The sequence below is a fragment of the Hephaestia caeni genome (assembly GCF_003550065.1).
Taxonomy (GTDB): domain Bacteria; phylum Pseudomonadota; class Alphaproteobacteria; order Sphingomonadales; family Sphingomonadaceae; genus Sphingomonas; species Sphingomonas caeni_A.
The window spans coordinates 494,358-516,815 of the sequence record NZ_QXDC01000004.1 but is presented as its reverse complement, the minus strand read 5'-3'; the positions used below and the strand labels follow the sequence as shown (position 1 = coordinate 516,815).

Here is a 22,458-nt window from a genome sequence, read left to right as displayed (position 1 = left end):
CCTGCTTTCGCAGGAGCACGATGATGCTTCATCTCGGCCGTAGTGCTCCCGCCTGCGCGGGTGTGCTGCTTCCAAAGGTTGCGAACAGGTTCTAGGTTGTCGGCGAACCGATCAAGGGATTGCCGATGCACGCACAAACCGTCCAGCCGCACGCCTGGGTGAGCTATCTCATCACCGCTGCGATCGTCGGGCTGGTGCTGTTCTTCCGGATGCGCAGGATGAACCGGATGCGGCCCTTGAAGCTCGAACAGCTCTGGATCGTGCCGGCGCTCTACCTCGGCGGCGTCGTCATGCTGCTGGCGCAGCACCCGCCGCAGGGATCGGGCTGGGCGGTGGTCGCGATCGGGCTCGTGGTCGGTGCCGCGCTCGGCTGGCAGCGGGGCCGGTTCATGCACATCCATGTCGATCCCGAGACGCACGCGCTCAACCAGCGGGCGTCGCCGGCCGGGATGCTGTTCCTCGTCGTGCTGATCGCGGTGAAGATGGGCGCGCAGACGGCCGGCGGGGCGATCCACATGAATGTCGGGTTGATCACTGACACGCTGGCGGCGCTCGCGCTCGGCATGTTCGCGATGCAGCGGCTCGAAATGTATCTCCGCGCGAAGCAATTGCTCGCCGAGGCGCGGGCGGAGCGCGCGTGATGACCGAACGCCCCTGGTTCGACTCCGACGCCGCTGCCGATGGCCCGCGCCGCCATGCGCCGGCGACACGCCGCAACCGCGAGGCGATCGCCGAGGTGTTGATGAACGCCTTGCCGGTCACCGGCGTCGTGCTCGAAGTGGCGAGCGGCAGCGGCGAGCATTGCGCCCATTTCGCGCGCGAATTCCCCGGCCTGATCTGGCAGCCGAGCGATCCCGATGCCGATGCCCGCGCGTCGATCGCCGATTGGTGCGCGGGGCTCTCCAACGTCCGTCCGCCGCTCGATCTCGATGCGGCCGGGCCCGACTGGCCGATTGATCGCGCCGACGCGGTGGTGTGCATCAACATGGTCCATGTCAGCCCGTGGGAAGCGACGCTCGGGCTGCTCGCGGGCGCGGCGCGGGCGTTGCCGCGCGGGAACGCACTGGTTCTCTACGGCCCGTATCGCCGCGACAAGGTGCCGACCGCGGCGAGCAACGAGGCGTTCGATGCCTCGCTCAAGGCACGCGATCCGCGCTGGGGGCTGCGTCGCGTCGAGGATGTCTGCGCGGCGGCGAAGGACGCCGGTTTCGGCTTCGACCGGCTGGTCGAGATGCCCGCCAACAACATCTCGCTGGTGTTCAGGCGGCGTTGAGTTAGGGCACCGCACCGGCCCGCTCCCCCACCTCACCTCCCAACGACAGTATACTGAATGGGAGGTGGGACGGTGCGGTGCCCCAAACAAAAGACTTTCAATCGCCGATCGCGCGATCGGTGTCGCGGCGTTGCAGGACGTGCTCGCGATAGACGATATAGAGGCCGCTCGCGATGATTACGGGTGCGCCGATCCAGATTCCTTCGGCCGGCAGCGTCCCGAAAAACAGCCAGCCATAGGCGATGCCCCAGATCAGGCTCGAATAATCCATCGGCACCACCGTCGCGACCGGCGCGAATCGCACCGATGCGGTGATCGCGAGCTGCCCGAGCCCGCCGACCAGCCCGACGGTGACCAATATTGCCCAGGTCGCAGGGTCGTGCGGCTGGAGGTTGAACAGATAGACGATCCCGAGCGGCGGCAGCGACAGCAGCGAGAACCAGAACACCGTCGTCGCGGCGGGCTCGGTCCGCCCGATCTGACGCAGCAGGATCGCGATTACCGCGACCAGCAGCGCCGCCAGCAGCCCGACCAGCGCGCCGCTGAGCGGAAACGCGCCGCTGCCCGGCTGCGCCACGATCAGCACCCCGGCAAAACCCAGAACCACCGCCGCCCAGCGATGCCTGCCGGTCGGCTCGCGCAGTACCAGCGCGCTCAGGATCGTGGCGAAGATCGGGACGGTGAACTGCAACGTCATCGCCTCGGCGAGCGGCAGCAGCAGCACCGCGCCGAAGGTGCATACCATCCCCATCAGCCCCACGATGGTGCGGGTGAGGTGCGCGCCGATCCGTCGGGTGCGGATGCTCGCCAATCCCGGCCCGGCGGCGATCCACGCCAGCACCAGCGGCACCGCGCACGCCTGGCGGAAGAACATCGTCTCGGGCAGGCTGGCGCCGCGCGCCTCGGCCAGTTTGACGAGCGCCTGCATCGACGCGAGCAGTCCCACGGAAAGCAGCCTGAGGCCAAGCCCGGCGAAGATGCGCTCTGGCGCGGCGGAAGACATGAGCGGGGTCTTAGAGAGTGATGCGTGTGGGTGGAAGCGGCGCCGGCCTGCTCCCGGCGCGACGCTCCCGATGGCATGGAATCCCAGCTTTTGCCGGGATGACGAGGGGCCCCGCATGTGGGTAGTGGACGCCATCGTCCGGGCAGTCTAGCAGATCGCGACATTCTCAAGGGTCATCCATGATCAAGCACGCTCTTTCCATCACCCGCGAGGCGGATTTCGCCGCCTGGTATCAGGCCGCCATCGCCGAGGCCGACATGGCCGAGGAATCGGGGGTGCGCGGTTGCATGGTGATGCGGCCCTGGGGCTATGGCATCTGGGAACGGATGCAGCGGCTGCTCGACGATCGTATCAAGGCGCTCGGCTACGACAATTGCTATTTCCCGCTCTTCATCCCGCTTTCCTATTTCGAGAAGGAGGCCGAGCACGTCGAGGGCTTCGCCAAGGAAATGGCGGTAGTCACGCATCATCGGCTGGTGGCGAACGGCAAGGGCGGGCTGGTCCCTGATCCCGAAGCGAAGCTCGAAGAGCCACTCGTGGTGCGCCCGACCAGCGAGACGGTGATCGGCACCGCGTTCGCGCGCTGGGTGCAATCGTGGCGTGACCTGCCGGTGCAGATCAACCAATGGGCGAACATCGTGCGCTGGGAGATGCGCACGCGCATGTTCCTGCGCACCACCGAATTCCTGTGGCAGGAAGGCCATGCGGCCTATGCCACTGCCGATCAGGCACGCGCCGAGGCGATGAAGGCGCTCGAACTCTATCGCGCCTTCGCCGAGGATTGCGTCGGGCTGCCGGTGGTCGTCGGGGAGAAGCCCGAGCACGAGCGCTTTCCGGGTGCCGATTCGACCTTCTCGATCGAGGCGATGATGCAGGACGGCAAGGCGCTTCAGGCTGGCACCAGCCACTATCTCGGCACCAGCTTCGCCGAGGCGCAGAACATCCGCTTCCAGAATCAGGCGGGCGAGCTTGATCATGCGCATACGATCAGTTGGGGCATGACGACGCGGATGATCGGCGCGATGATCATGGTCCACGGCGACGACGATGGCGTGCGCGTGCCGCCGCGCGTGGCGCCTTGGCAGGTGGTGATCGTGCCGATGCTGCGCGACACGCCCGAGGATGGCACGATCGTCGACTATTGCCGCGCGCTCCAGGACGACCTGGCGCGGCAGACCGCGATGGGCGAGGCGGTGCGCGTGCTGCTTGACGTGAAGCCGGTCAGGGCCGCGACCAAGCGCTGGGGCTGGGTCAAGAAGGGCGCGCCGGTGATCGTCGAGGTCGGCGGGCGTGACATGGCGGGCGGCAACGTTTCGGTGCTCCGCCGCGACGGGCTGTATCGTGACGACGGGAAGCTCGATACGAGCGTGCAGCCGCGTGATGAATTCATCGGCAGCGTGGCCGCTTTGCTCGAATCGGTCCAGCAGTCGCTCTACGTCGAAGCACGCCGGCGGTTGGAGGCGAACATCAATCGCGATGTCGCCGATTTCGCCGCGCTGGAGGCGCATTTCACCAACAGCGGCAAATATCCCGGCTGGGTCGAGGTGCAGTGGTCGAAACCCACGGGCGACGCGCTCAAACAGGTCGAGGAACGGCTCAAGGCGCTCAAGCTCACCGTGCGCAACGCGCCGCTCGATGCCGCGGCGGCCGACGGGACGTGCGTGTTCACCGGCGCGCCGGCGGTCGAGCGGATCCTGATCGGCCGGGCGTACTGATTGCGCGGGTGACGCCGGCCGCGCGAGGCCGTATCTCTCGAACGATGGCGAGACCCAAACCACAGCGCGGCCTGCCGACGCGGCAGCAGATCCTCGATTTCATCACGAGCACCGATACGCCCGCGGGCAAGCGCGAGATCGCGCGCGCCTTCGGGCTGCACGGGGCGGACAAGATCGCGCTCAAGGCGCTGCTCAAGGATATGGCGGACGAAGGGCTGATCGATTCGGCGCCGGGCCGCGCATTCCACAAGATGGGCGGGGTGCCCAAGGTGACCGTGCTGCGCGTCGTCGATGTCGACGATGGCGGCAATGTGTGGGCGGTGCCCGCGTCGTGGCACGCCGATACGCCGCCGCCGCGCTTGAGGGTACGCGAGCGATCGAAACGCGGCGCGCTCGGCGTCGGCGACCGCATTCTCGCGCGCACCGAGGAGGTGGGCAAGGGGTTGATCGCGCACCCGATGAAACGGCTGGCGAGCGGCGAGGAGACGATGCTCGGCGTGCTGCGGCAGGAAGGCGAGCGTTTCTGGTTGCAGGGAATCGAGAAGAAGGAGCGGCGCGAGTTCGCGGTGTCGGATACCGGCGGCGCGGCGGCGGGCGATCTCGTCCGCGCCGAGAAGACGGGGCGCGGGCCACGGATCACCGCCAAGGTGGTCGAGCGGCTCGGTGATCCGTTCGAGGCGCGCAACTTCTCGCTGATCGCGATCGAGAAGCTCGGCATCCCCGACGTGTTTCCCGAACCGGTGCTCGACGAGGCGACGCGGGTGTCGGGATATCGGCTGGATGACGCACCGCGCGAGGATCTGACACACCTGCCGATCGTCGCGATCGACCCCGCCGACGCGCGCGATCACGACGACGCGGTGTGGGCCGCGCCCGACGACGATCCGAAGAACGACGGCGGCTGGAAAGCGATCGTCGCGATCGCCGACGTCAGCTTCTACGTCCGCCCCGGCTCGGCGCTCGATATCGAGGCGAGGAAGCGCGGCAACAGCGTCTATTTCCCCGATCGCGTCGTGCCGATGCTGCCCGAAACGCTCTCGGCCGATATGTGCTCGCTCAAGGAGGGCGTCGATCGCGCCGCGCTCGTCTGCCATTTGCAGGTGGCGAAGAACGGCGCGCTCAAAAGCTGGCGCTTCGCCCGCGCGACGGTGCGGATCGCCGCGAATGTGGCGTATGAGGATGCGCAATTCATCGTAAATTCCCTCCCCGGCGAAGGCCGGGGTCCAGTTACGGGCGGCTCGATGCTGGACCCCGGCCTGCGCCGGGGAAGTGAAAAATATGTGATGCTGGAAGCCGCGCTCGTTCCCCTCTGGGGCTGTTGGCACGCGCTCTATGCCGCGCGCGAGAAGCGCGAGCCGCTCGATCTCGACCTGCCCGAACGGCGGATCGAATTGGACGAAAAGGGACGTATCCTCTCGGTCGCCCCGCGCGAGCGGCTCGACGCGCACAAATTGATCGAGGATTATATGATCGCCGCCAACGTTGCCGCGGCGAAGGCGCTGGAGGCGAAGAAGGCGCCCGTCATGTACCGCGTCCACGAGCCGCCGAGCCGCGAGAAGCTGGTCGCGCTCAAGGAGTATCTCAAGACCTTCGATCTCGAGTTTGCGCTGGGGCAGGTGATCAAGCCCGCGACCTTCAACCATATCCTCGCGCGCGTCGGCGATGCCGACTTCAAGCCGCAGGTGATGGAACAGGTGCTGCGCAGCCAGACGCAGGCCTATTACGCGCCCGCCAATCACGGCCATTTCGGGCTCGCGCTCGGGAGTTACGCGCATTTCACCTCGCCGATCCGGCGCTATGCCGATCTCGTCGTCCACCGCGCGCTGGTGCAGGCGTTCGGGCTCGGGCCGGGCGGGCTGACCGATGACGAGGCGGCGCAGATGGAGCGTATCGGCGAGCAGATTTCGATGCTCGAACGCCGCGCGATGGAGGCCGAGCGCGATACCACCGATCGCTATGTTGCGGCCTATCTCTCGGAACGCGTCGGTGAGGTCGTCGAGGCACGGATCACTGGGGTGCTCAATTTCGGCTTTTTCGCGACCGTCGAGGGGATCGGCGGCGATGGCCTCGTCCCCGCGCGCGATCTCGGCCGCGAATATTTCCGCTATGACGAGGCCGCGCAGCAACTCGTCGGCGAGGAAACGGGCGAAACCTATGCCGCCGGGCAACGCCTGAAGCTGCGGCTGGCCGAGGCCAATCCGGTGTCGGGCGCGCTGCGTTTCGAACTGGTGGACGGCGGCAGCGGGGGACCGCGTGGCGGCAACGGCAAGCCTCGGCCCGGTCGCGGCATCAAACGCCGCGGCCGCCCGGCCAATATCCGCCATCAGGGCCGGAAGAAATGACCCGTCGCTTCCGCCGCCCGCGCGGCCCCTCGCTCGCGCATCGGTTGCGGGTGGAGGCGCATGCGGTGTGGCTTGCGGCGCGCGACCGGCGTACGCCGTGGGCGGCGCGGATCGTCGGGCTGCTGATCGCCGCGTACGCGCTGTCGCCGATCGACCTCGTGCCCGATTTCATCCCCGTGCTCGGATTGGTCGACGATGCGGTGCTGATCCCGGCGGGGGTCTGGCTGTTCGAACGGTTGGTCAGCCCGGCGCTGATGGCCGAACATCGCGCCACCGCCGAGGCCGCCGCGCGCCGCCCGGTGCAATGGAGCGGGGTGCTGATCGTGCTGGCATTGTGGGGGCTCGCCGCGTGGCTGGTGTGGAGCGTGTTCGACTTCGCCTACGATTAGGGTCGCGTGCTCCTGCGAAGGCAGGAGAGCCGCGATATCTACGCCGCCTTGGCTGCCGTGTTCCGTTCCACGCCGTCGAAACGCGCCATCCATTGCTCGACGATCGGCGCGATCTTCGTGCGCCATCTGGAACCGTTGAAGATGCCGTAATGCCCCGCGCCCTTGGCGAGGTGATAGGCTTTCATCAGCTCGGGGAGGTGCGGCGTCAGCGTCAGCGCCGCCTTGGTCTGGCCGATGCCTGAAATGTCGTCGCGCTCGCCTTCGATCGCGAGGATCGGCACGTCGGTGATCGCGCCGAGATCGACCTTGCGGCCGCGATGCCGCATCCTGCCCTTGGGAAGCGCGTGGCGCTGGAACACGACGTCGACCGTCTGGAGGTAGAATTCGGCGGTCATGTCGCACACCGCGCGATATTCGTCATAGAAATGCTTGGTCGCATCGGCGCTCTCGTCGTCGCCCTGGACGAGGTGTTTGAACATCTCCCAATGCGAGATCATGTGGCTGCCGAGGTTCATCGACATGAAGCCGGCAAGCTGGAGAAAGCCCGGATAGACTGCGCGCCCGGCGCCCGGATAGCCCATCGGCACGGTGGCGATCGCATTCTGTTCGAACCAGGCGTGCGGGCGCTGCGTCGCGAGCGTGTTGACCGCGGTCGGCGCCTCGCGCGTGTCGATCGGGCCGCCCATCATCGTCAACGTCTGCGGGCGGCACGGGTTACGGTCGGCGCTCATCAGCGCGGTGGCCGCGAGGCTCGGCACCGAGGGCTGGCAGACCGCGAGCATGTGCGTGCCCGGCCCGATATGGTCGAGGAACGCGATCAGATAGTCGATATAATCGTCGAGATCGAAGGCGCCGTTGGCCAGCGGCACCAGCTTGGCGTCGCGCCAGTCGGTGATGAACACGTCCGCCGAGGGCAGCATCCGCTCGACCGTGCCGCGCAGCAGCGTCGCATAATGGCCGGACATCGGCGCGACGATCAGCAGCTTCGGTCCATCTTCGACGCCCTCGCGCACGAAATGCTTGAGCTGACCGAACGGTTTGCGGCACTCGATGCCCTCGCGCACCGCGATTCGCTTGCCGTCGATCACCGTCGAGGTGAGGCCGAAATCGGGCTTGCCGCGCGGCGCCGCGGCATGGGCGAACACTTCGAGTGCCGAGCCGAGCGCCGGCCCGCCACCGAAATAGGCGAACGGATTGGCAGGATTGTTGAGCAGTTCAGCGCCGAAATCGGCCATCGCGCTGGCCCCGGCCAGCATCGACCGCTGGAGTTCGTACGCGTCGTAGAGCATCGCTATCCTTCATACTCGGAACCTGCCGGAACCGGTTTCGCAGGCGGAACGCATAGGCGCGCGCGCCGGTGCTGGCAACACAGGGGAGCGGTGAGCCGTTGAGGCGCGCCCGTACCGCTGCTAGGCGATTGGGCGATGCCCGAAACCCCGATCCCACCATCACCGCCGCCGCAACCGCGCCGCAAGCTTGGCAACCTGCTGATGGTCTGGCGCTATGCGTCGCGCTATCCGTTGCAGATCGTCGCCGCGCTGATCGCGCTCGTGGTCGCGGCGGTGGCGACGCTGTGGATTCCGCGCACCTTCCAGAAAGTGATCGACAACGGTTTCGCGGCGGGCGCTGACCCGACCACGATCGCGCCCTATTTCCAGGGGTTGATCGGGGTGGTGCTCGCGCTCGCGCTGGCCTCGGCGGCGCGCTTCTATTTCGTGTCGTGGCTGGGCGAGCGCACGGTTGCCGACGTCCGCATCGCCGTCCAGCGCAATTTGCTGCGACTCGCGCCGCGCTGGTTCGAGGAGAACCGCCCGTCGGAAATCGCCTCGCGCCTCACCGCCGATACCGCGGTGGTCGAAATCGTGGTCGGCACCACGCTCTCGGTCGCGCTGCGCAATCTGCTGGTGGGTGTGGGCGGCGTCATCTATCTGTTCGCGCTCTCGCCCAAGCTCGCTTTGTGGCTGATCCTCGGGATTCCGGTCATCATCCTGCCGTTGATGCTGCTGGGCAGGCGCGTGCGCGTCTATTCGCGCACCAGCCAGGATCGGATCGCCGATATCGGTGCGATCGCCACCGAGACGCTGGGCGCGATGAAGATCGTCCAGGCGTTCGGGCAGGAAACCCGCGAGGGCGACCGGTTCGAGGCCGCGGTGCGCAACGGCTTCGCGGCAGCCAAGCGCCGTTTCCGCATGCGCGCGCTGCTGACGGCGATGGTGATCGCGTTGCTGTTCAGCGCGATGACGCTGATCATGTGGGATGCCGTCCACGATGTCGCCAGCGGGCAACTGACGGGCGGCAGCCTCGCGGCGTTCGTCTTTACCGCGGGGATCGTCGCGGGCGCCTTCCAGGCGTTGACCGAGGTTTATGGCGAACTGCTGCGCGCGTCGGGCGCGGCGGGGCGGCTTTCCGAGTTGCTCGCCGAATCGCCGGAGATTGCCGCGCCCGCGCATCCGGTGGCGCTGCCGAGCCCGGCGCGCGGCGCGTTGGCGTTCGAGCATGTCACTTTCCACTATCCGACCCGGCCCGAGATCGCGGCGCTGCACGATTTCTCGCTGGCGATCGCGCCGGGCGAGACGGTGGCGGTGGTCGGGCCGTCGGGGGCGGGCAAGTCGACGCTGTTCCAGTTGCTCGAACGCTTCTACGATCCGCAGGCAGGCACCGTGCGGATCGACGGCATCGCGCTGCCCGATGCCGATCCGGCGGCGATCCGCGATCGCATCGCGATGGTGCCGCAGGAAACGATCATCTTCGGCGCCTCGGCGCGCGACAATCTGCGCTACGGCCGTTGGGATGCGGGCGACGAGGCGATCTGGCACGCGGCGGAGGCCGCCAATGCCGCCGATTTCCTGCGCGCGCTGCCGCAAGGGCTCGATACCTTCCTCGGCGAAAGCGGGGCGCGGCTGTCAGGCGGGCAGCGCCAGCGGATCGCGATCGCGCGCGCGCTGCTGCGTGATGCGCCGATCCTGCTGCTCGACGAAGCGACCTCGGCGCTCGACGCCGAGAGCGAGCGGCTGGTGCAGGAAGCGCTCGAACGGTTGATGCGCGACCGGACGACACTGGTGATCGCGCACCGCCTCGCCACCGTGCGCGCGGCGGGACGGATCATCGTGATGGACGGCGGACGGATCGTCGAATCGGGCACCCACGCAACGCTCAGCGACGGTGGCGGTCTCTACGCGCGGCTTGCCAGCCTGCAATTCACAGAAGTGGCGTAGTTGGTGATACCGAAGTTCGTAATATCAGAAACCGTCACCCTGAACTTGTTTCAGGGTCCATTTCTTCTCATGCGCCGCCCCACCCAGAGGCGCGATGGATGCTGAACCAAGTTCAGCATGACGGTGTTCAGGTGGCGAATTTCAGTCCAGATGATTAGGGTGAACGGGCGCTACGCCGCCGACGCCATCCCCGTGGGGGCGACCGCGACCTCGCTGCCGTCGCCCGCGCGCTTGGCGACGTAGAGTGCGGCGTCGGCCTCGGCGAGCAATTGCTCGCCGTCGAAGCGACCCGGTGTGCCGAAGGCGATGCCGACGCTGCCGCCGGCGATGATCGGATCCGCGGCGATGTCAGGCATCGGCTCGGCGAGCGCATCGGCGACCCGCCGCGCGATCGACGGCGCGAGCGCAACGTCGCCGCCCTCGACCATCACCACGAACTCGTCGCCGCCCAGCCGGCAGGTGAAATGCGGCGCCGCGGTGCGGGCGATCCGCTGGCCCAGCGTCGTCAGCACCGCGTCGCCCGCGCTATGGCCGTGCGCGTCGTTGATGGCCTTGAACCGATCGAGATCGACGAACAGCAGCGCGATCGTCGATATATTCGCTTCGGGCGGCCGCTCGGCGCGGCGGTGCAGCCGCGACAGCAGCCCCGCGCGGTTGGGAAGACCGGTCAACACGTCGGTTTCGGCCAGCGCGCGCGCCTTGCGCTCGGCGCGCAGCATCGCGACCAGCGTGCGGTGGTTCTGGAGCGTCAGCGCGGCGGTGCCGGTGGTGACGATCAGGAATTGCATCGCGCCCGCGACGAAGCTGCCGCCGTCGGCGATCATGCCGGCGATGCAAAAGGGGATGGTGTAGAGCACGATCGTGAACAACGCGAGCCTCGGCAGCGCCGCCCAGCGCGTCGCAAGGCCGGCGACGAGCCCCATCATCGATGCCGTCGCCACCATCGGCAGCGGCGGGGTCGCCGTCATCAGGCTCGCGCTGCACCCGGCGCTGAACAGCACGAAGACGAGGCAGGTGAGGCAGATCGTCCGGCGCGCGATCGCGTCGGGAATCGCACCGCCGCGGATCTGGTATCGCCACGCCAGCGCGAACCGGGCGCCGAGCAGCAGCACGTCGGCGACGAACCACGCCGTCGCCCAGGGGGCCTGGGTGAACAGCATCGCCAGCAGGCTCATCATCAGGATGCCGAGGCTCGACGTAAGCAGCGCGAACGGGCTGAGCATCGCCGTCGCCAGAATGTCGCCGCGATGCCGTGCGGCTTCGTCGGGCGGCAGCGTCGTCAGCCAGTCGAACAGCCGGACGAGCGGATCGTGTCGACGGCGATCGGTGGAATGCGACGTGGAGGTCAAGCTCTTCTCTTTTGGTGCGCTCGCCGGTGGCCGTAGGAATTCGAAGTTACCAAAGTCCTGACCGCCCGAAAAATATCGCTCCGTATCGGAGGTATCGCGCTCGTGCGCCCTGTCGCAGCAAGGCGCCGCGATCGGCTCGACATCGCGCGCGCGGATGCCTATCGGTCTCGCACCCCATCCAGGAGAGTTTCGCCAAAATGACGACAGCAAGCCATGTGCTCGATCGTGTCCTCGTGCTCGAGATGGTGCGCGTCACCGAAGCGGCTGCGATCGCCGCCTCGGCGCTGGTCGGGCGCGGCGACGAAAAGGCCGCCGACGCCGCCGCCGTCCAGGCGATGCGCGAGGCGTTCAACGGGCTCTACATGGACGGCACCGTCGTGATCGGCGAGGGCGAGCGCGACGAGGCGCCGATGCTCTATATCGGCGAAAAGGTCGGCTCGGCGCCGGGCAAGGGACCGAAGATCGATATCGCGCTCGATCCGCTCGAAGGCACCACGATCACCGCCAAGGCCGGCCCCAACGCGCTTGCGGTGCTGGCGATCGCGGAGAAGGGCGGGCTGCTCAACGCGCCCGACGTCTATATGGAAAAGATCGCGATCGGGCCGGGCTATCCCGCCGGCACGATCGACCTGACCAAAAGCGCGACCGAGAATGTCGAGGCGCTGGCCAAGGCCAAGGGCGTCAAGCCCGCCGAGATCATCGCCTGCGTGCTCGATCGGCCGCGCCACGAAAAACTGATCGCCGAACTGCGCGGCATCGGCTGCGGGATCATGCTGATCCCCGACGGCGACGTCGCGGGGGTGATCGCGACCAGCAACCCCGACACCACGATCGACATCTATATGGGGCAGGGCGGCGCGCCTGAGGGCGTGCTCGCCGCGGCGGCGCTGCGCTGCGTCGGCGGGCAGTTCCAGGGCCGGCTGGTGTTCCGCAACGACGACGAGCGCGCGCGCGCACGCAAATGGGGGATTGAGGATCTCGACAAGATCTATCAGCTCCACGATCTTGCCACGGGCGATTGCATCTTCGCGGCCACCGGCGTCACCGATGGCTCGTTGCTCGAAGGCGTCAAGCGGATGCGCGGACGGATGACGACCGAAAGCGTGGTGATGCGCGCCAGTTCGGGCACGGTACGCTGGGTCAAGGGCGAGCACCGCCTCTGAGGATTGCCGCGTGGCGCTGATCGTCCTTGCGCTCGCGCTCGGGGCCTATGTCTATTTCTTCAAGGGCAATTTCGGGCGGCTGCGTGAGCTGACCGCGGCGAGGCCGCCGGGCTGGCGGCGCCGGCGTTACCGGCTCTGGATCGCCAAGGCATTCGTGCTGTTCGCCGGGCCGGCCTTGCTCGGGCTGGCGCTGCTCGGGCGGCTCGATGCGCTCGCTATGCTGCCGGAAGAGTTCGAAACGCTCGCCGTCGCGGCGGGCTATCCGCTGCCGATCGGCTGGCTCGTGCTCGAAGTGCTGGCGGGGCTCCTTGTCGGCGCCTTGCTCGGCGGCGGCTGGGCGCTGTGGCGGCGGCGGCGCGGCAAGGCGCCCGCGATGCTCGGCGATTTCTCGCTGCTGCTGCCGCGCGCGCGGGGCGAGATGCTCCACGCCGCGGCCTCGGCGTTGGCGGCCGGGATCACCGAGGAACTCTATTTCCGCCTGCTGCTGCCGCTCGCGATCGCGCTGGTGACCGGCAATGCGCTGATCGGCTTCGTGGCCGCGACGCTGCTGTTCGGACTCGCGCACCGCTATCAGCGCTGGCGGGGCGTTCTCGCCACGAGCGCGGTCGGCGCGGTGCTCGCCTTCGTCTACCTCGCGAGCGGGGCCTTGTGGCTCGCGATCCTCGTCCATGTGCTGGTCGACCTCAATGGCGTGTTGCTGCGGCCGTGGCTCGGGGGGATGCTGCCACGCGTGTGATTCCCTTGCGCGCAGGCGCCCCTGCGCGCATCATCCGCCTCGATCGATAAGGGACGCGGCCATATGATCACCGTTCCGAATGCGACCGACCAGCGCGCCCAATTGCTGCGCTACACCGACGGCAATATCCTGCTGCACTGGCTGACGGTGGAGCGCTGATCGTCCGTCAGCGTCTTGCGACGAGAAGAGGCTATTCGGAAGTCGCCGTTTCTTGATCGGCGGGCGGCATGGTGATCGCGATGAGGAGCCCAATCGGTCCGCCGATGAACGCAATTGCGAAACCCGCAACCCGGCTCCTGCCTCTTAGCTGATAAATCGTCGCGCCCGCGAAGGCGCCGATCAGGTTCGACGCCAGCAATAAGACGGGTTCCACGTTCATACCCTTATTTCGGCGCCGGGCAGGCAGGTCGTCAAGGCCGAGCTTGTTTAGGCCCGCGTAGGCTCAATTCTTCAACCGCCAACCGGTCTTGAATATCCAGGTGATCAGCGCGAGGCACAGGATGAGGAAGCCCGCGATCGCGGCGAGGCTGACGCCGATGCTCACGTCGCCCTTGTCGAAGAAGCTCCAGCGGAAACCGCTGATCAGATACACCACCGGGTTGAACAGGCTCACCGTGCGCCACGGCTGGGGCAGCATGTCGATCGAATAAAAGGCGCCACCGAGGAAGGTGAGCGGGGTGACGAGCAGCGCAGGCACCAGGCTCAATTGCTCGAATCCCTTGGCCCAGATGCCGATGATGAAGCCGAACAGGCTGAACGCGATCGCGGTCAGCAGCAGGAAGGCGACCATCGCCACCGGATGCGCGACATGCAGCGGCACGAACAAAGTCGCGGTGGCGAGGATGATCAGTCCGAGCACGACCGATTTGGTCGCCGCCGCGCCGACGAAGCCCACCACCATCTCGATCGACGAGACCGGCGCCGACAGCAGTTCGTAGACGGTGCCGACGAACTTGGGGAAGTAGATGCCGATCGATGCGTTCGAAATGCTCTGCGTGAGCAACGAGAGCATCACGAGCCCGGGCACGATGAAGCTGCCGTAATCGACCCCGCCGACATTCTGCATCCGGCTGCCGATCGCGCCGCCGAAGACGACGAAATAAAGGCTGGTGGTGATCACCGGCGTCGCCACCGATTGCCACAGCGTGCGCAGCGCTCGCGCCATCTCGTAGCGATAGATCGCCCAGATGCCGTGCCAGTTGATCGCGGGTGCGGCGCTCATGCGGCTTGCTCCTGGGGCTCGTGGACGAGATCGACGAAAATGTCTTCGAGCGAACTTTTCGAGGTTTCGAGATCGTTGAAGCCGATCCCGAGATCGCCGAGCTTCCTGAGCAGCGAGGGAATGCCGGTATGTTCTGCCTTGGCGTCGAACACGTAGACGAGCCTCTTGCCGTCGTCGTCGAGCGTCAGATCCCATTCGCCGAGCGCGGGCGGGATCGCCGCCATCGGTTCCTGGAGCAGGATAGTCATCTCGCGCTTGCCGAGCTTCGCCATCAGCGCCGCCTTCTCGTCGACGATGATGATCCGGCCCTTGTTGATGACACCGACGCGATCCGCCATCTCCTCGGCTTCCTCGATATAATGCGTGGTCAGGATGATCGTGGTGCCCTTGGCGCGCAGCTTGTGGACGAGCTTCCACATGTCGCGGCGCAGCTCGACATCGACGCCTGCGGTGGGTTCGTCGAGGAACAGGATATCGGGTTCGTGGCTGAGCGCCTTGGCGATCAGCACGCGCCGCTTCATGCCGCCTGAAAGCTCCATGATCCGGCTCTTGCGCTTGTCCCAGAGCGATAAGTCCCGGAGCACTTCCTCCAGATAGGCATCGTCGGGCGCCTTGCCGAACAGCCGGCGGCTGAAGCGGACGCTGGCGAGCACCGAGGTGAAGGCATCGACCGACACTTCCTGCGGCACCAGTCCGATGCGGCGGCGCGCGGTGCGATAATCGCGGATCGCATCGTGCCCGTCGACGGTGATCGTGCCCGATGACGGCGTCACGATGCCGCAGACGATGCTGATCAGCGTCGTCTTGCCCGCGCCGTTGGGCCCGAGCAGCGCGAAAATCTCGCCGCGTTCGATATCGAGATCGACAGGCTCCAGCGCGCGGAAGCCGCCGTCATAGGTCTTGCTGACGCCCGCGATCGAGAGGATCGGGTCCATATGCCCCCCTTGTTTGGAAGGGAGCCAACGTAGGGCGGCGCGCGACACTTTCAATCTGGATGAGTGGTGTCCGTCGAGTTGTCAAAGGCTGTTTCGTCACCCCGGACTTGTTCCGGGGTCCAACGTGCCTCCAACGCCGGCACTCCTGGAGGATTGGATGCCGGAACAAGTCCGGCATGACGGCATAGGTTCAGCTCTGTTTGCGCGCGTCGGCAACCGCATCCCTCATCTGGTCGAGCGTCATCGCGCCCGAAAGTACCCGGTTGCCGATCACCCAGGCGGGGGTGCCGTTGACGCCGAGTTGCCCCGCCATCGCCAGATTGGTGCGGATTTCGGCATCGATGGCGGGCGCCTGCGCCGCCTTGGCGATCGCCGCCGGATCGAGCCCCGCGACGCGCGCCGCCGCCGCCATCGACGCCTCGGTGATCGGCCCGCCCGCGTAGAGCGCTTCGTGGAAGGCGTTGAACTTGCCCGCCTTGGCCGCCGCCAGGCTCCAGCGCGCGGCGACGCCGCTTTCCTCGCTCAGCACCGGCAGTTCGCGGAACACGATTCTGACGTTGGGGTCGGCCTTCACCAGCGCGGCGATCGTCGGCAGGCTCGCGCGGCAGAAACCGCAATTATAGTCGAAATATTCGACCACGGTGACGTCGCCCTTGGGATTGCCCATCCACGCGCTGGCGACGGGGGTGAGGATCGCCGCCTTGTTCGCGGCGATCACGCGCCCGGTCTCGCGATCCTGCAAGCGCTGGATCGCCTGCGGGATCAACTCGGGATGATCGAGCACGTAATCGTGCACCACCGCCTCGATCCGGGCGCGGTCGCCGCCTGAGGCACCGGGCAGCCACGTCTGCATCGCGAACAGGATGCCGGCGCCGATCAGCGCGGCAAGCACGAACAGCCCCGTCAGCGCGAGGCGGCTTTGCGAGAGACGCGTGATCATCGGCGGCGGCGCTGGTCGTCGAGTTCGTTCTGGGCGGTCAAGGCGATGTCCTGTGCATGAATCCAGTCGGTCGTATTGGGCGGCAGGCCCGCCATCGCGGTGCGCGCGCTCTGGACCGCGAGCGCAGTCTCCCCCGTCATCACCGAACGTTCGGCGGTGGCGAGCGCGGCGCGCGCGTAATCGCCGGTCCGTTCGTAGACGGTGCCGAGTTCGTACCAGGCGAACGGGTTCTCGTCATCGCGCGCCACTGCCTGACGCAGCACCTTGATCGCCTCGGGATAATTGGCCTTGTCGTCGGTGGCGATCAGCGCGTGGCCGAAGGTGGTGGCGATCAGCGGCTGGTAATTGGTTCTGGTGGTCGCCTCGCGCAGCGGCGCGATTGCCTCGGCCGGATTGCCTCCTTCGAGCAGGATCTGGCCCTTCAACTCGAGGAAATAGGGATCGTGCGGATCGGCCGCGATCAGCGCCGCGACTTCCGCGTTCGCCTTATCGGGGTAACCGCCCTTGTGATAGGCATAGGCGCGCGCATAATGGCCGTAGATGCTCTTGTCGCTCAGTGGATAGGCGATGAGTGTCTGGCGCGGATCGTCGACATAACCTTCGAGCTTCGCCTTGACGCGCTCGAACGCTTCTTCGAGCGCGGGATCGGTCGGCGCATCCCAGGCGGGCGAGCTTTGCAGCGTATGCGTCAGCGTCGCGACGCGCTGCCCGCTCAGCGGGTGGCTCTGCGCGAACGGATCGACATCGGTATAGCCGTAGCGGAACTCCTGGCTCTGGAGCTTCTTGAAGAAGGCAAGCATCCCCTTGCCGCTGATGCCCGCGGTCTGGAGGAACTTGGCGCCGGTGGCGTCGGCGGTCGCTTCCTGGACGCGCGTGAAGGCGAGGAACTTGCCCATCGCCGCGGTCTGCCCGGCGGAAAGGATGCCCGCGCCGGCCTCGCCCGCGCCCGCCGCCATCGCGGCGACGCCGAGCACCAGGCTGAGCAACGAGATGCCCATCGCCGGCTTGGCGCCGTTGTCGAAGGTCACGACATGCGCGTCGGCGATATGGCCGAGTTCGTGCGCGACGACGCCCTGCACCTGGTTGACGTTGTCGGCCGCCGCGATCAGCCCCGAGTGGACGTAGACGGTCTGCCCGCCGACGACGAAGGCGTTGATGCTGTCGTCGTGGATCAGGCGGATCTTGACGTTGGCGGGCGACAGCCCGGCGGCGCGGACCAGCGGCTCGGCCATGCGCGCGAACATCGCCTCGGTCTCGGCGTCGCGGAGCAATTCCTGCGCCGCCGCCGGACGGCCGACGAGCAGTAAGGCAAGCACGAGGAGGGCGAGCAACCGCTTCATGCTTCCCCTATCGCCCACATCGCGGCGCGCTTCAACGTCATGGCGACGCCGATAGGTTGCGGGGGCTGAACCTCGGGTGAAGTACGCGTCTGCCGACAAGCCCGCCGCTCGCCGGGGCGTGCGCGATCGTTCAATCACCTTTCAGGCTTTGCCGGCGAAGGCCGGGGTCCAGTTACGAGCGATCCCGATACTGGACCCCGGCCGTCGTCGGGGGCGTAAGCTATATGCCCGAAGAGGTCGCCTCAGGCCCCGAAGGTGCGCTGCCACCAACCGCCGCGACGTGGTTCGCCATCGTTCGCCTCGGCGTCGCCGGCGGCCGTATCGGTGGCCGCTACCCCGGCGGATGCGGCATCGTTGCTCGCCGCCGGCGGCGCGGTTTCGGCCGCGACGGCGTCATTGGCCGCGGCGGGCTCGGCCTTCTTGCGGCGCGGTGCGCGCTTGGGCTTGGGCGCGTCGGCGACCGGTTCCGGTTCCGACGCCGCATCGGCCGGGGCGGCCGCGACCGGCGCGGGTTCGGCCTCGACCGCGGGCTCGGCCTTCTTGCGGCGCGGCGCGCGCTTGGGCTTGGCCGGCGCTTCCTCGGCCTCGGTGACAGGAGCCGCGTCGGCCGGTGCCGCTTCCGCGACCGGGGCGGCCGTCTTGCGGCGGCGGCTTCGGGCGGGCTTGGCCTCGATGACAGGCTCGGCGGCCGGTTCTTCGACCGGTTCTTCGGCGGTCGTCACGGCCGTCTCGACGGCTTCCTCGGCGCGCGCGCGGGGGCGGCGACGGGTCCGCTTGGCCGGCGCGGCGGGAGCCTCGTCCGTCACCGCAGGCTCGACGGGCTCGGCAGCCGCGACGTCGGGCGCCGCGGCGTCGGCGTCGGTCGCGTCGGCCTGCGGCGTGCGCTCGTCGCCCGCGCCACCGCGGCCACGGCCGCCACGACGCCCGCGCCGGCCACGGCGGCGACGCGGCTCGCCGTCCTCGTTCGTGGCGGCGACGGCGGCGGTGTCCTCGGCCTCGTCGTGATCGTCCTCCGCCTGCTCCGATGCCTCGCCATCCTCGGTTTCGGACGACGCGTCCTGCTCGTCACGGCCCCGGCCACGACGGCCGCGACGGCGACGGCGGCGCTTGCGATCGCCGCGATCCTCGTCCTGCTCGCCCGCGCGGGTGCCTTCCTCGGTTTCGGCCTCGTCCTCGTCGAGAATCTCTTCCTCGATCTCGGGGTCGTCCTCGACGACCGCCGGTTCGAAGCGTGGTGCGTGCGCGGGCGGGCCGCCCGACGCTTCGACCGCCATGCGCGCGCCTTCCTGCTCGCCGTCGGCCTCGACGTCGATATGGACGCCGTAGCGATCCTCGATCTCGGCGAGTTCGCCGCGCTTCTTGTTGAGCACATAGAAGGCGGCTTCCTGGCTCGCGCGTAGCGTCAGGATCGAACCGCGGCCGCGCGCGGCCTCGTCCTCGATCATGCGCAGCGCGGAAAGCCCGGCCGAGGAGGCGGTGCGCACCAGCCCGGTGCCCTCGCAATGCGGGCATTGCCGCGTCGAAGCTTCGAGCACGCCGGTGCGCAGACGCTGGCGGCTCATCTCCATCAGCCCGAACGACGAGATGCGGCCGACCTGGATGCGCGCGCGATCGTTCTTGAGCGCCTCCTTCACCGCCTTCTCGACCTTCCGCACGTTCGAGCCGTGGTCCATGTCGATGAAGTCGATGACGACCAGCCCGGCCATGTCGCGCAGGCGAAGCTGGCGGGCGATCTCGTGCGCGGCCTCGAGGTTGGTCGCGGTCGCGGTCTGCTCGATATTGTGCTCGCGCGTCGACCGGCCGGAGTTGATGTCGATCGACACCAGCGCCTCGGTCGGGTTGATCACCAGATAGCCGCCCGATTTGAGCTGGACGACCGGGTGATACATCGCCGCGAGCTGATCCTCGACATGGTGGCGCTGGAACAGCGGTACCGCGTCCGAATAATGTTTCACGCGCCTCGCATGGCTCGGCATCAGGAGCTTCATGAAGTCCTTGGCCTGGCGATAGCCTTCCTCACCCTCGACGATCACCTCGTCGATGTCGCGATTGTAGATGTCGCGGATCGCGCGCTTGATCAGGTCGCTGTCGCCGTAGATCGGCGCGGGCGCCGACGAGCCGAGCGTGGTCTCGCGGATCTCGTCCCACAGCCGCGCGAGATAATCGAAGTCGCGCTTGATCTCGGTCTTGGTGCGCGACAGCCCGGCGGTGCGGACGATGCAGCCCATCGTCGAGGGCAGTTTGAGATCCGCCATGATCGACTTCAGTCGCTTGCGATCGCTGGCGTTGTTGATCTTGCGGCTGATTCCGCCACCGTGCGACGTGTTGGGCATCAGCACGCAATAACGGCCCGCGAGGCTGAGATAGGTGGTCAGCGCCGCGCCCTTGTTGCCGCGCTCCTCCTTGACGACCTGCACCAGCAGCACCTGCCGCCGGCGGATGACGTCCTGGATCTTGTAGCGGCGGCGCAACGCGAGGCGGCGTTCGCGCAGGTCGTCCGCGGCGGCGTCGGTCTTGCTCCCGCGGCGCCGGCCACGGCGTCGGCGGCCGCCGTCTTCTTCGTCGGCCTCGGCGCCAGAATCACCGTCGTCGTCCCCGTCGGTATCGTCTCCGGCATCGGAATCGTCGATCTCTGCGGCATCGTCGTCGAACCGGTCGAGCACGTCCTCGTCGGCGTCGAGCACGTCCGCATCATCGTCGCTCTCGGCGCGCAACGCGGCTTCCTCGGCGGCGTGCTCGGCCTCCTCGCGCAGCAGCGCGTCACGATCCGCCTTGGGGATCTGATAATAATCGGGATGGATTTCGCTGAACGCCAGGAATCCGTGGCGATTGCCGCCGTAATCGACGAACGCCGCCTGGAGCGACGGCTCGACGCGCGTCACCTTGGCGAGATAGATATTGCCTTTGAGCTGCTTGCGCTCGGCGGATTCGAAATCAAACTCCTCGATTCGGGTTCCTTTGACGACGGCGACGCGGGTTTCTTCCCGGTGCCGTGCGTCGATCAGCATACGCATGGTCATTGAAGTGTCTCCGGGCGCGCGGCGGTGGCACGGAATGCCGTGGCTGCGCGCGATGAACGGGCGTTGCCGGCAGGGCGGCGCGAAGGCCGCCGGCGCCGGTCACGCGGGCTGTTGTTGATTGTTCCTGATCTCGCCGCGCACGTCCGGCCCAGAGGCTCGGGACTCCCGTACCCGCATCTCCGCCGGCATCGGCCGTACGGATCGAGGGGGAGGGGAAATGCGCCATGCGAGTGTGTCAACCTGGTGAAGCTGCGCCCCGAATGTAAGGCCGGGGCGGCGGGATAGACCGGCAGGCGAACCATGCCGACCGGTAGACCGAGGTGCCTAGCACCGCGTTTGCGGCACGGCAACCTGAATGGCGGTCGCGCTCCATCAAAGCGGCGGAACGGCCGATTCATGCTGAACGACAGATTAAGCCTTTATTTTTACCGTGATTTGAGGCACACTCATCTACCTGGGGGAGCAGTATGGAGTTAACAGCGGGAACCCCCCTCCCATGTATTTTCGCTGGACCGGTGCGTACCGGGCGCGGCAGTATCGGTTCGTGTCCTTCGTTCTTGCGCTTCTCGCCTGTTGGATCGCTGGCGCGCCGGGCTTCGCGGCGACCGTCGATCGCATCGATGTCGGGCGCGACCGCATCCTGATCCATTTCGACGGCGGCGTGTCGTTGGCGTCGAGCTTCGTGCTCGATGGCCCGCGGCGGATCGCGGTCGATATCGATGGTGCGACGCCGGGCGGCGCGGTGGCAACCGCGGGCGCCGTCGGCCGCGTCCGCCAGGGCGTGCGCGACGGCACGGGCGCGCGGATCGTGTTCGATCTGGTGCGCCCGGCGATCGTCACCGGCGGCACGCTGGGGGACGGCGGCCGCACGCTCACGCTTGCGATCGCCTCGGTAGACAGCGACGATTTCGCGCGCGCGGCGACGAAAAGCCCCAAACGCTATAGCGTCTCGATGCCGGTGCCGGCCGCGGCCGGGCGGCTCGATCTGCCCCGCGTGCGCGGCGACGAAAGCCGCCCGCTGGTGGTGATCGACGCCGGGCATGGTGGACACGATCCCGGCGCGATCTCGCCCGATACGGGGTTGCAGGAAAAGGACGTCACGCTCAAGATCGCCAAGGCGATCCGCGATGAGCTGGTTAAATCGGGGCGCGTACGCGTCGCGCTGACGCGCAGCGACGATCGCTATCTGGTGCTGCGCGAGCGCTTCCAGATCGCGCGGCGGCTGAAGGCCGATCTGTTCATCTCGGTCCATTGCGACAGTGCCGACAATCCCGACGCGACCGGCGCCACCGTCTACACCCTGTCCGAAGTCGCCTCGGACAAGGAAGCCGCACGGCTCGCCGCGCGCGAGAACCGCGCCGATATCCTCGGCGGGGTCAATCTCGCCGCGACGTCGAGCGACATCTCGTCGATCCTGATCGATCTGTCGCAGCGTGATGCGATGAACAGCTCGGCCGATTTCGCCCGCCTGCTGGGCCGCGAGGCGCAGCCGTTGGTGCCGCTCAAGCCGAGCTTCCATCGCATGGCGTCGCTGATGGTGCTCAAGGCGCCCGACATGCCCTCGGTGCTGTTCGAGACCGGCTATATCTCGAACACGGCGGATGCGGCCTTCCTCAATTCGACCAACGGGCGCCACCGTATCGCCGAAGCGATGAGCCGCGCGATCAACATCTATTTTGCCAAGCAACTCGCGGCACGGTGAATGAAATCCCCTCCGTCACGCCGGAACGGGTCCGGGGTGATGGGGGCGACAGCGAGGAGTGGTGCCTCGCCGCATCTATGCTGGCAAGCGTCGATAAAGTTGCTACAGCACCAC

18 protein-coding genes are annotated in these 22,458 nt (G+C 67.4%); 9 read left to right on the top strand and 9 right to left on the bottom strand.

Annotated elements, in window-relative coordinates; genetic code table 11:
• Nucleotides 1-125 precede the first annotated feature (125 nt).
• Together DFR49_RS17010 and DFR49_RS17005 are read left to right on the top strand one after the other, a co-directional pair.
• Nucleotides 126-641, top strand: a complete 516-nt coding sequence (locus DFR49_RS17010; protein ID WP_119036864.1) for a CcdC protein domain-containing protein — start codon at nucleotides 126-128, stop codon at nucleotides 639-641.
• Nucleotides 641-1,273 carry a DUF938 domain-containing protein gene (locus tag DFR49_RS17005; protein ID WP_119036863.1) on the top strand — a complete coding sequence of 211 codons (633 nt, stop codon included), beginning with the start codon at nucleotides 641-643 and terminating at the stop codon, nucleotides 1,271-1,273. Before DFR49_RS17010 ends, DFR49_RS17005 begins: the two co-directional genes overlap by 1 nt.
• A gap of 97 nt (nucleotides 1,274-1,370) precedes the next feature.
• On the opposite strand, the gene DFR49_RS17000 is transcribed toward DFR49_RS17005, so the two are convergent.
• Entirely contained in the window at nucleotides 1,371-2,276 is a 906-nt protein-coding gene (locus DFR49_RS17000; RefSeq protein WP_119036862.1) for a DMT family transporter, read from the bottom strand.
• A gap of 179 nt (nucleotides 2,277-2,455) precedes the next feature.
• Here DFR49_RS17000 and DFR49_RS16995 point away from each other — a divergent pair, with 179 nt between their 5' ends.
• From DFR49_RS16995 to DFR49_RS16985, 3 genes are read left to right on the top strand one after another with little or no spacing between them, the layout of a single operon-like run.
• The gene (locus DFR49_RS16995) at nucleotides 2,456-3,991 is read left to right on the top strand and encodes an aminoacyl--tRNA ligase-related protein (RefSeq protein ID WP_119036861.1); all 1,536 of its coding nucleotides are present in this window, start codon (nucleotides 2,456-2,458) and stop codon (nucleotides 3,989-3,991) included.
• Between the two features lie 44 nt (nucleotides 3,992-4,035).
• Nucleotides 4,036-6,333, top strand: a complete 2,298-nt coding sequence (locus tag DFR49_RS16990) for a ribonuclease R family protein (RefSeq protein ID WP_119036860.1) — start codon at nucleotides 4,036-4,038, stop codon at nucleotides 6,331-6,333.
• On the top strand, nucleotides 6,330-6,722 hold the full coding sequence (locus tag DFR49_RS16985) for a YkvA family protein (RefSeq protein WP_119036859.1): 393 nt from the start codon (nucleotides 6,330-6,332) through the stop codon (nucleotides 6,720-6,722). The genes DFR49_RS16990 and DFR49_RS16985 overlap by 4 nt, the downstream gene beginning before the upstream one ends.
• Nucleotides 6,723-6,760: 38 nt before the next feature.
• Here DFR49_RS16985 and DFR49_RS16980 read toward each other — a convergent pair whose 3' ends face one another.
• Nucleotides 6,761-8,011, bottom strand: a complete 1,251-nt coding sequence (locus DFR49_RS16980; protein ID WP_119036858.1) for a polyhydroxyalkanoate depolymerase — start codon at nucleotides 8,009-8,011, stop codon at nucleotides 6,761-6,763.
• 135 nt (nucleotides 8,012-8,146) lie between these two features.
• Between DFR49_RS16980 and DFR49_RS16975 the strand changes: the two genes are divergently transcribed.
• Nucleotides 8,147-9,937 carry an ABC transporter transmembrane domain-containing protein gene (locus DFR49_RS16975; protein ID WP_119036857.1) on the top strand — a complete coding sequence of 597 codons (1,791 nt, stop codon included), beginning with the start codon at nucleotides 8,147-8,149 and terminating at the stop codon, nucleotides 9,935-9,937.
• A gap of 170 nt (nucleotides 9,938-10,107) precedes the next feature.
• Here DFR49_RS16975 and DFR49_RS16970 read toward each other — a convergent pair whose 3' ends face one another.
• Entirely contained in the window at nucleotides 10,108-11,286 is a 1,179-nt protein-coding gene (locus DFR49_RS16970; RefSeq protein WP_119036856.1) for a GGDEF domain-containing protein, read from the bottom strand.
• A 197-nt stretch (nucleotides 11,287-11,483) separates the two neighbouring features.
• On the opposite strand from DFR49_RS16970, the gene glpX reads away from it, so the two are divergent.
• Both glpX and DFR49_RS16960 read left to right on the top strand, forming a co-directional pair.
• Nucleotides 11,484-12,449, top strand: a complete 966-nt coding sequence (gene glpX / locus DFR49_RS16965; protein ID WP_119036855.1) for a class II fructose-bisphosphatase — start codon at nucleotides 11,484-11,486, stop codon at nucleotides 12,447-12,449.
• 10 nt (nucleotides 12,450-12,459) lie between these two features.
• Nucleotides 12,460-13,185, top strand: a complete 726-nt coding sequence (locus DFR49_RS16960; RefSeq protein WP_119036854.1) for a CPBP family intramembrane glutamic endopeptidase — start codon at nucleotides 12,460-12,462, stop codon at nucleotides 13,183-13,185.
• Between the two features lie 190 nt (nucleotides 13,186-13,375).
• Here DFR49_RS16960 and DFR49_RS16955 read toward each other — a convergent pair whose 3' ends face one another.
• The 6 genes from DFR49_RS16955 to DFR49_RS16930 all read right to left on the bottom strand — a co-directional run bounded on the left by DFR49_RS16955 (nucleotide 13,376) and on the right by DFR49_RS16930 (nucleotide 20,642).
• Nucleotides 13,376-13,564, bottom strand: coding sequence for a hypothetical protein (locus tag DFR49_RS16955; RefSeq protein WP_119036853.1), 189 nt, complete (start codon nucleotides 13,562-13,564; stop codon nucleotides 13,376-13,378).
• Nucleotides 13,565-13,627: 63 nt separating this feature from the next.
• The gene (locus DFR49_RS16950) at nucleotides 13,628-14,407 is read right to left on the bottom strand and encodes an ABC transporter permease (protein ID WP_119036852.1); all 780 of its coding nucleotides are present in this window, start codon (nucleotides 14,405-14,407) and stop codon (nucleotides 13,628-13,630) included.
• Nucleotides 14,404-15,342, bottom strand: a complete 939-nt coding sequence (locus DFR49_RS16945; RefSeq protein ID WP_119036851.1) for an ABC transporter ATP-binding protein — start codon at nucleotides 15,340-15,342, stop codon at nucleotides 14,404-14,406. Before DFR49_RS16945 ends, DFR49_RS16950 begins: the two co-directional genes overlap by 4 nt.
• A gap of 190 nt (nucleotides 15,343-15,532) precedes the next feature.
• Nucleotides 15,533-16,282 carry a DsbA family protein gene (locus tag DFR49_RS16940; RefSeq protein ID WP_119036850.1) on the bottom strand — a complete coding sequence of 250 codons (750 nt, stop codon included), beginning with the start codon at nucleotides 16,280-16,282 and terminating at the stop codon, nucleotides 15,533-15,535.
• Complete coding sequence (locus tag DFR49_RS16935) at nucleotides 16,279-17,622, bottom strand: M48 family metalloprotease (protein WP_119036849.1); 1,344 nt, start codon at nucleotides 17,620-17,622, stop codon at nucleotides 16,279-16,281. Before DFR49_RS16935 ends, DFR49_RS16940 begins: the two co-directional genes overlap by 4 nt.
• A gap of 242 nt (nucleotides 17,623-17,864) precedes the next feature.
• The gene (locus DFR49_RS16930; RefSeq protein ID WP_245968610.1) at nucleotides 17,865-20,642 is read right to left on the bottom strand and encodes an Rne/Rng family ribonuclease; all 2,778 of its coding nucleotides are present in this window, start codon (nucleotides 20,640-20,642) and stop codon (nucleotides 17,865-17,867) included.
• A 496-nt stretch (nucleotides 20,643-21,138) separates the two neighbouring features.
• On the opposite strand from DFR49_RS16930, the gene DFR49_RS16925 reads away from it, so the two are divergent.
• Nucleotides 21,139-22,344 (top strand): N-acetylmuramoyl-L-alanine amidase, encoded by a 1,206-nt coding sequence (locus DFR49_RS16925; protein ID WP_119036848.1) that lies wholly within the window; start codon nucleotides 21,139-21,141, stop codon nucleotides 22,342-22,344.
• The last annotated feature ends 114 nt before the right edge of the window (nucleotides 22,345-22,458 follow it).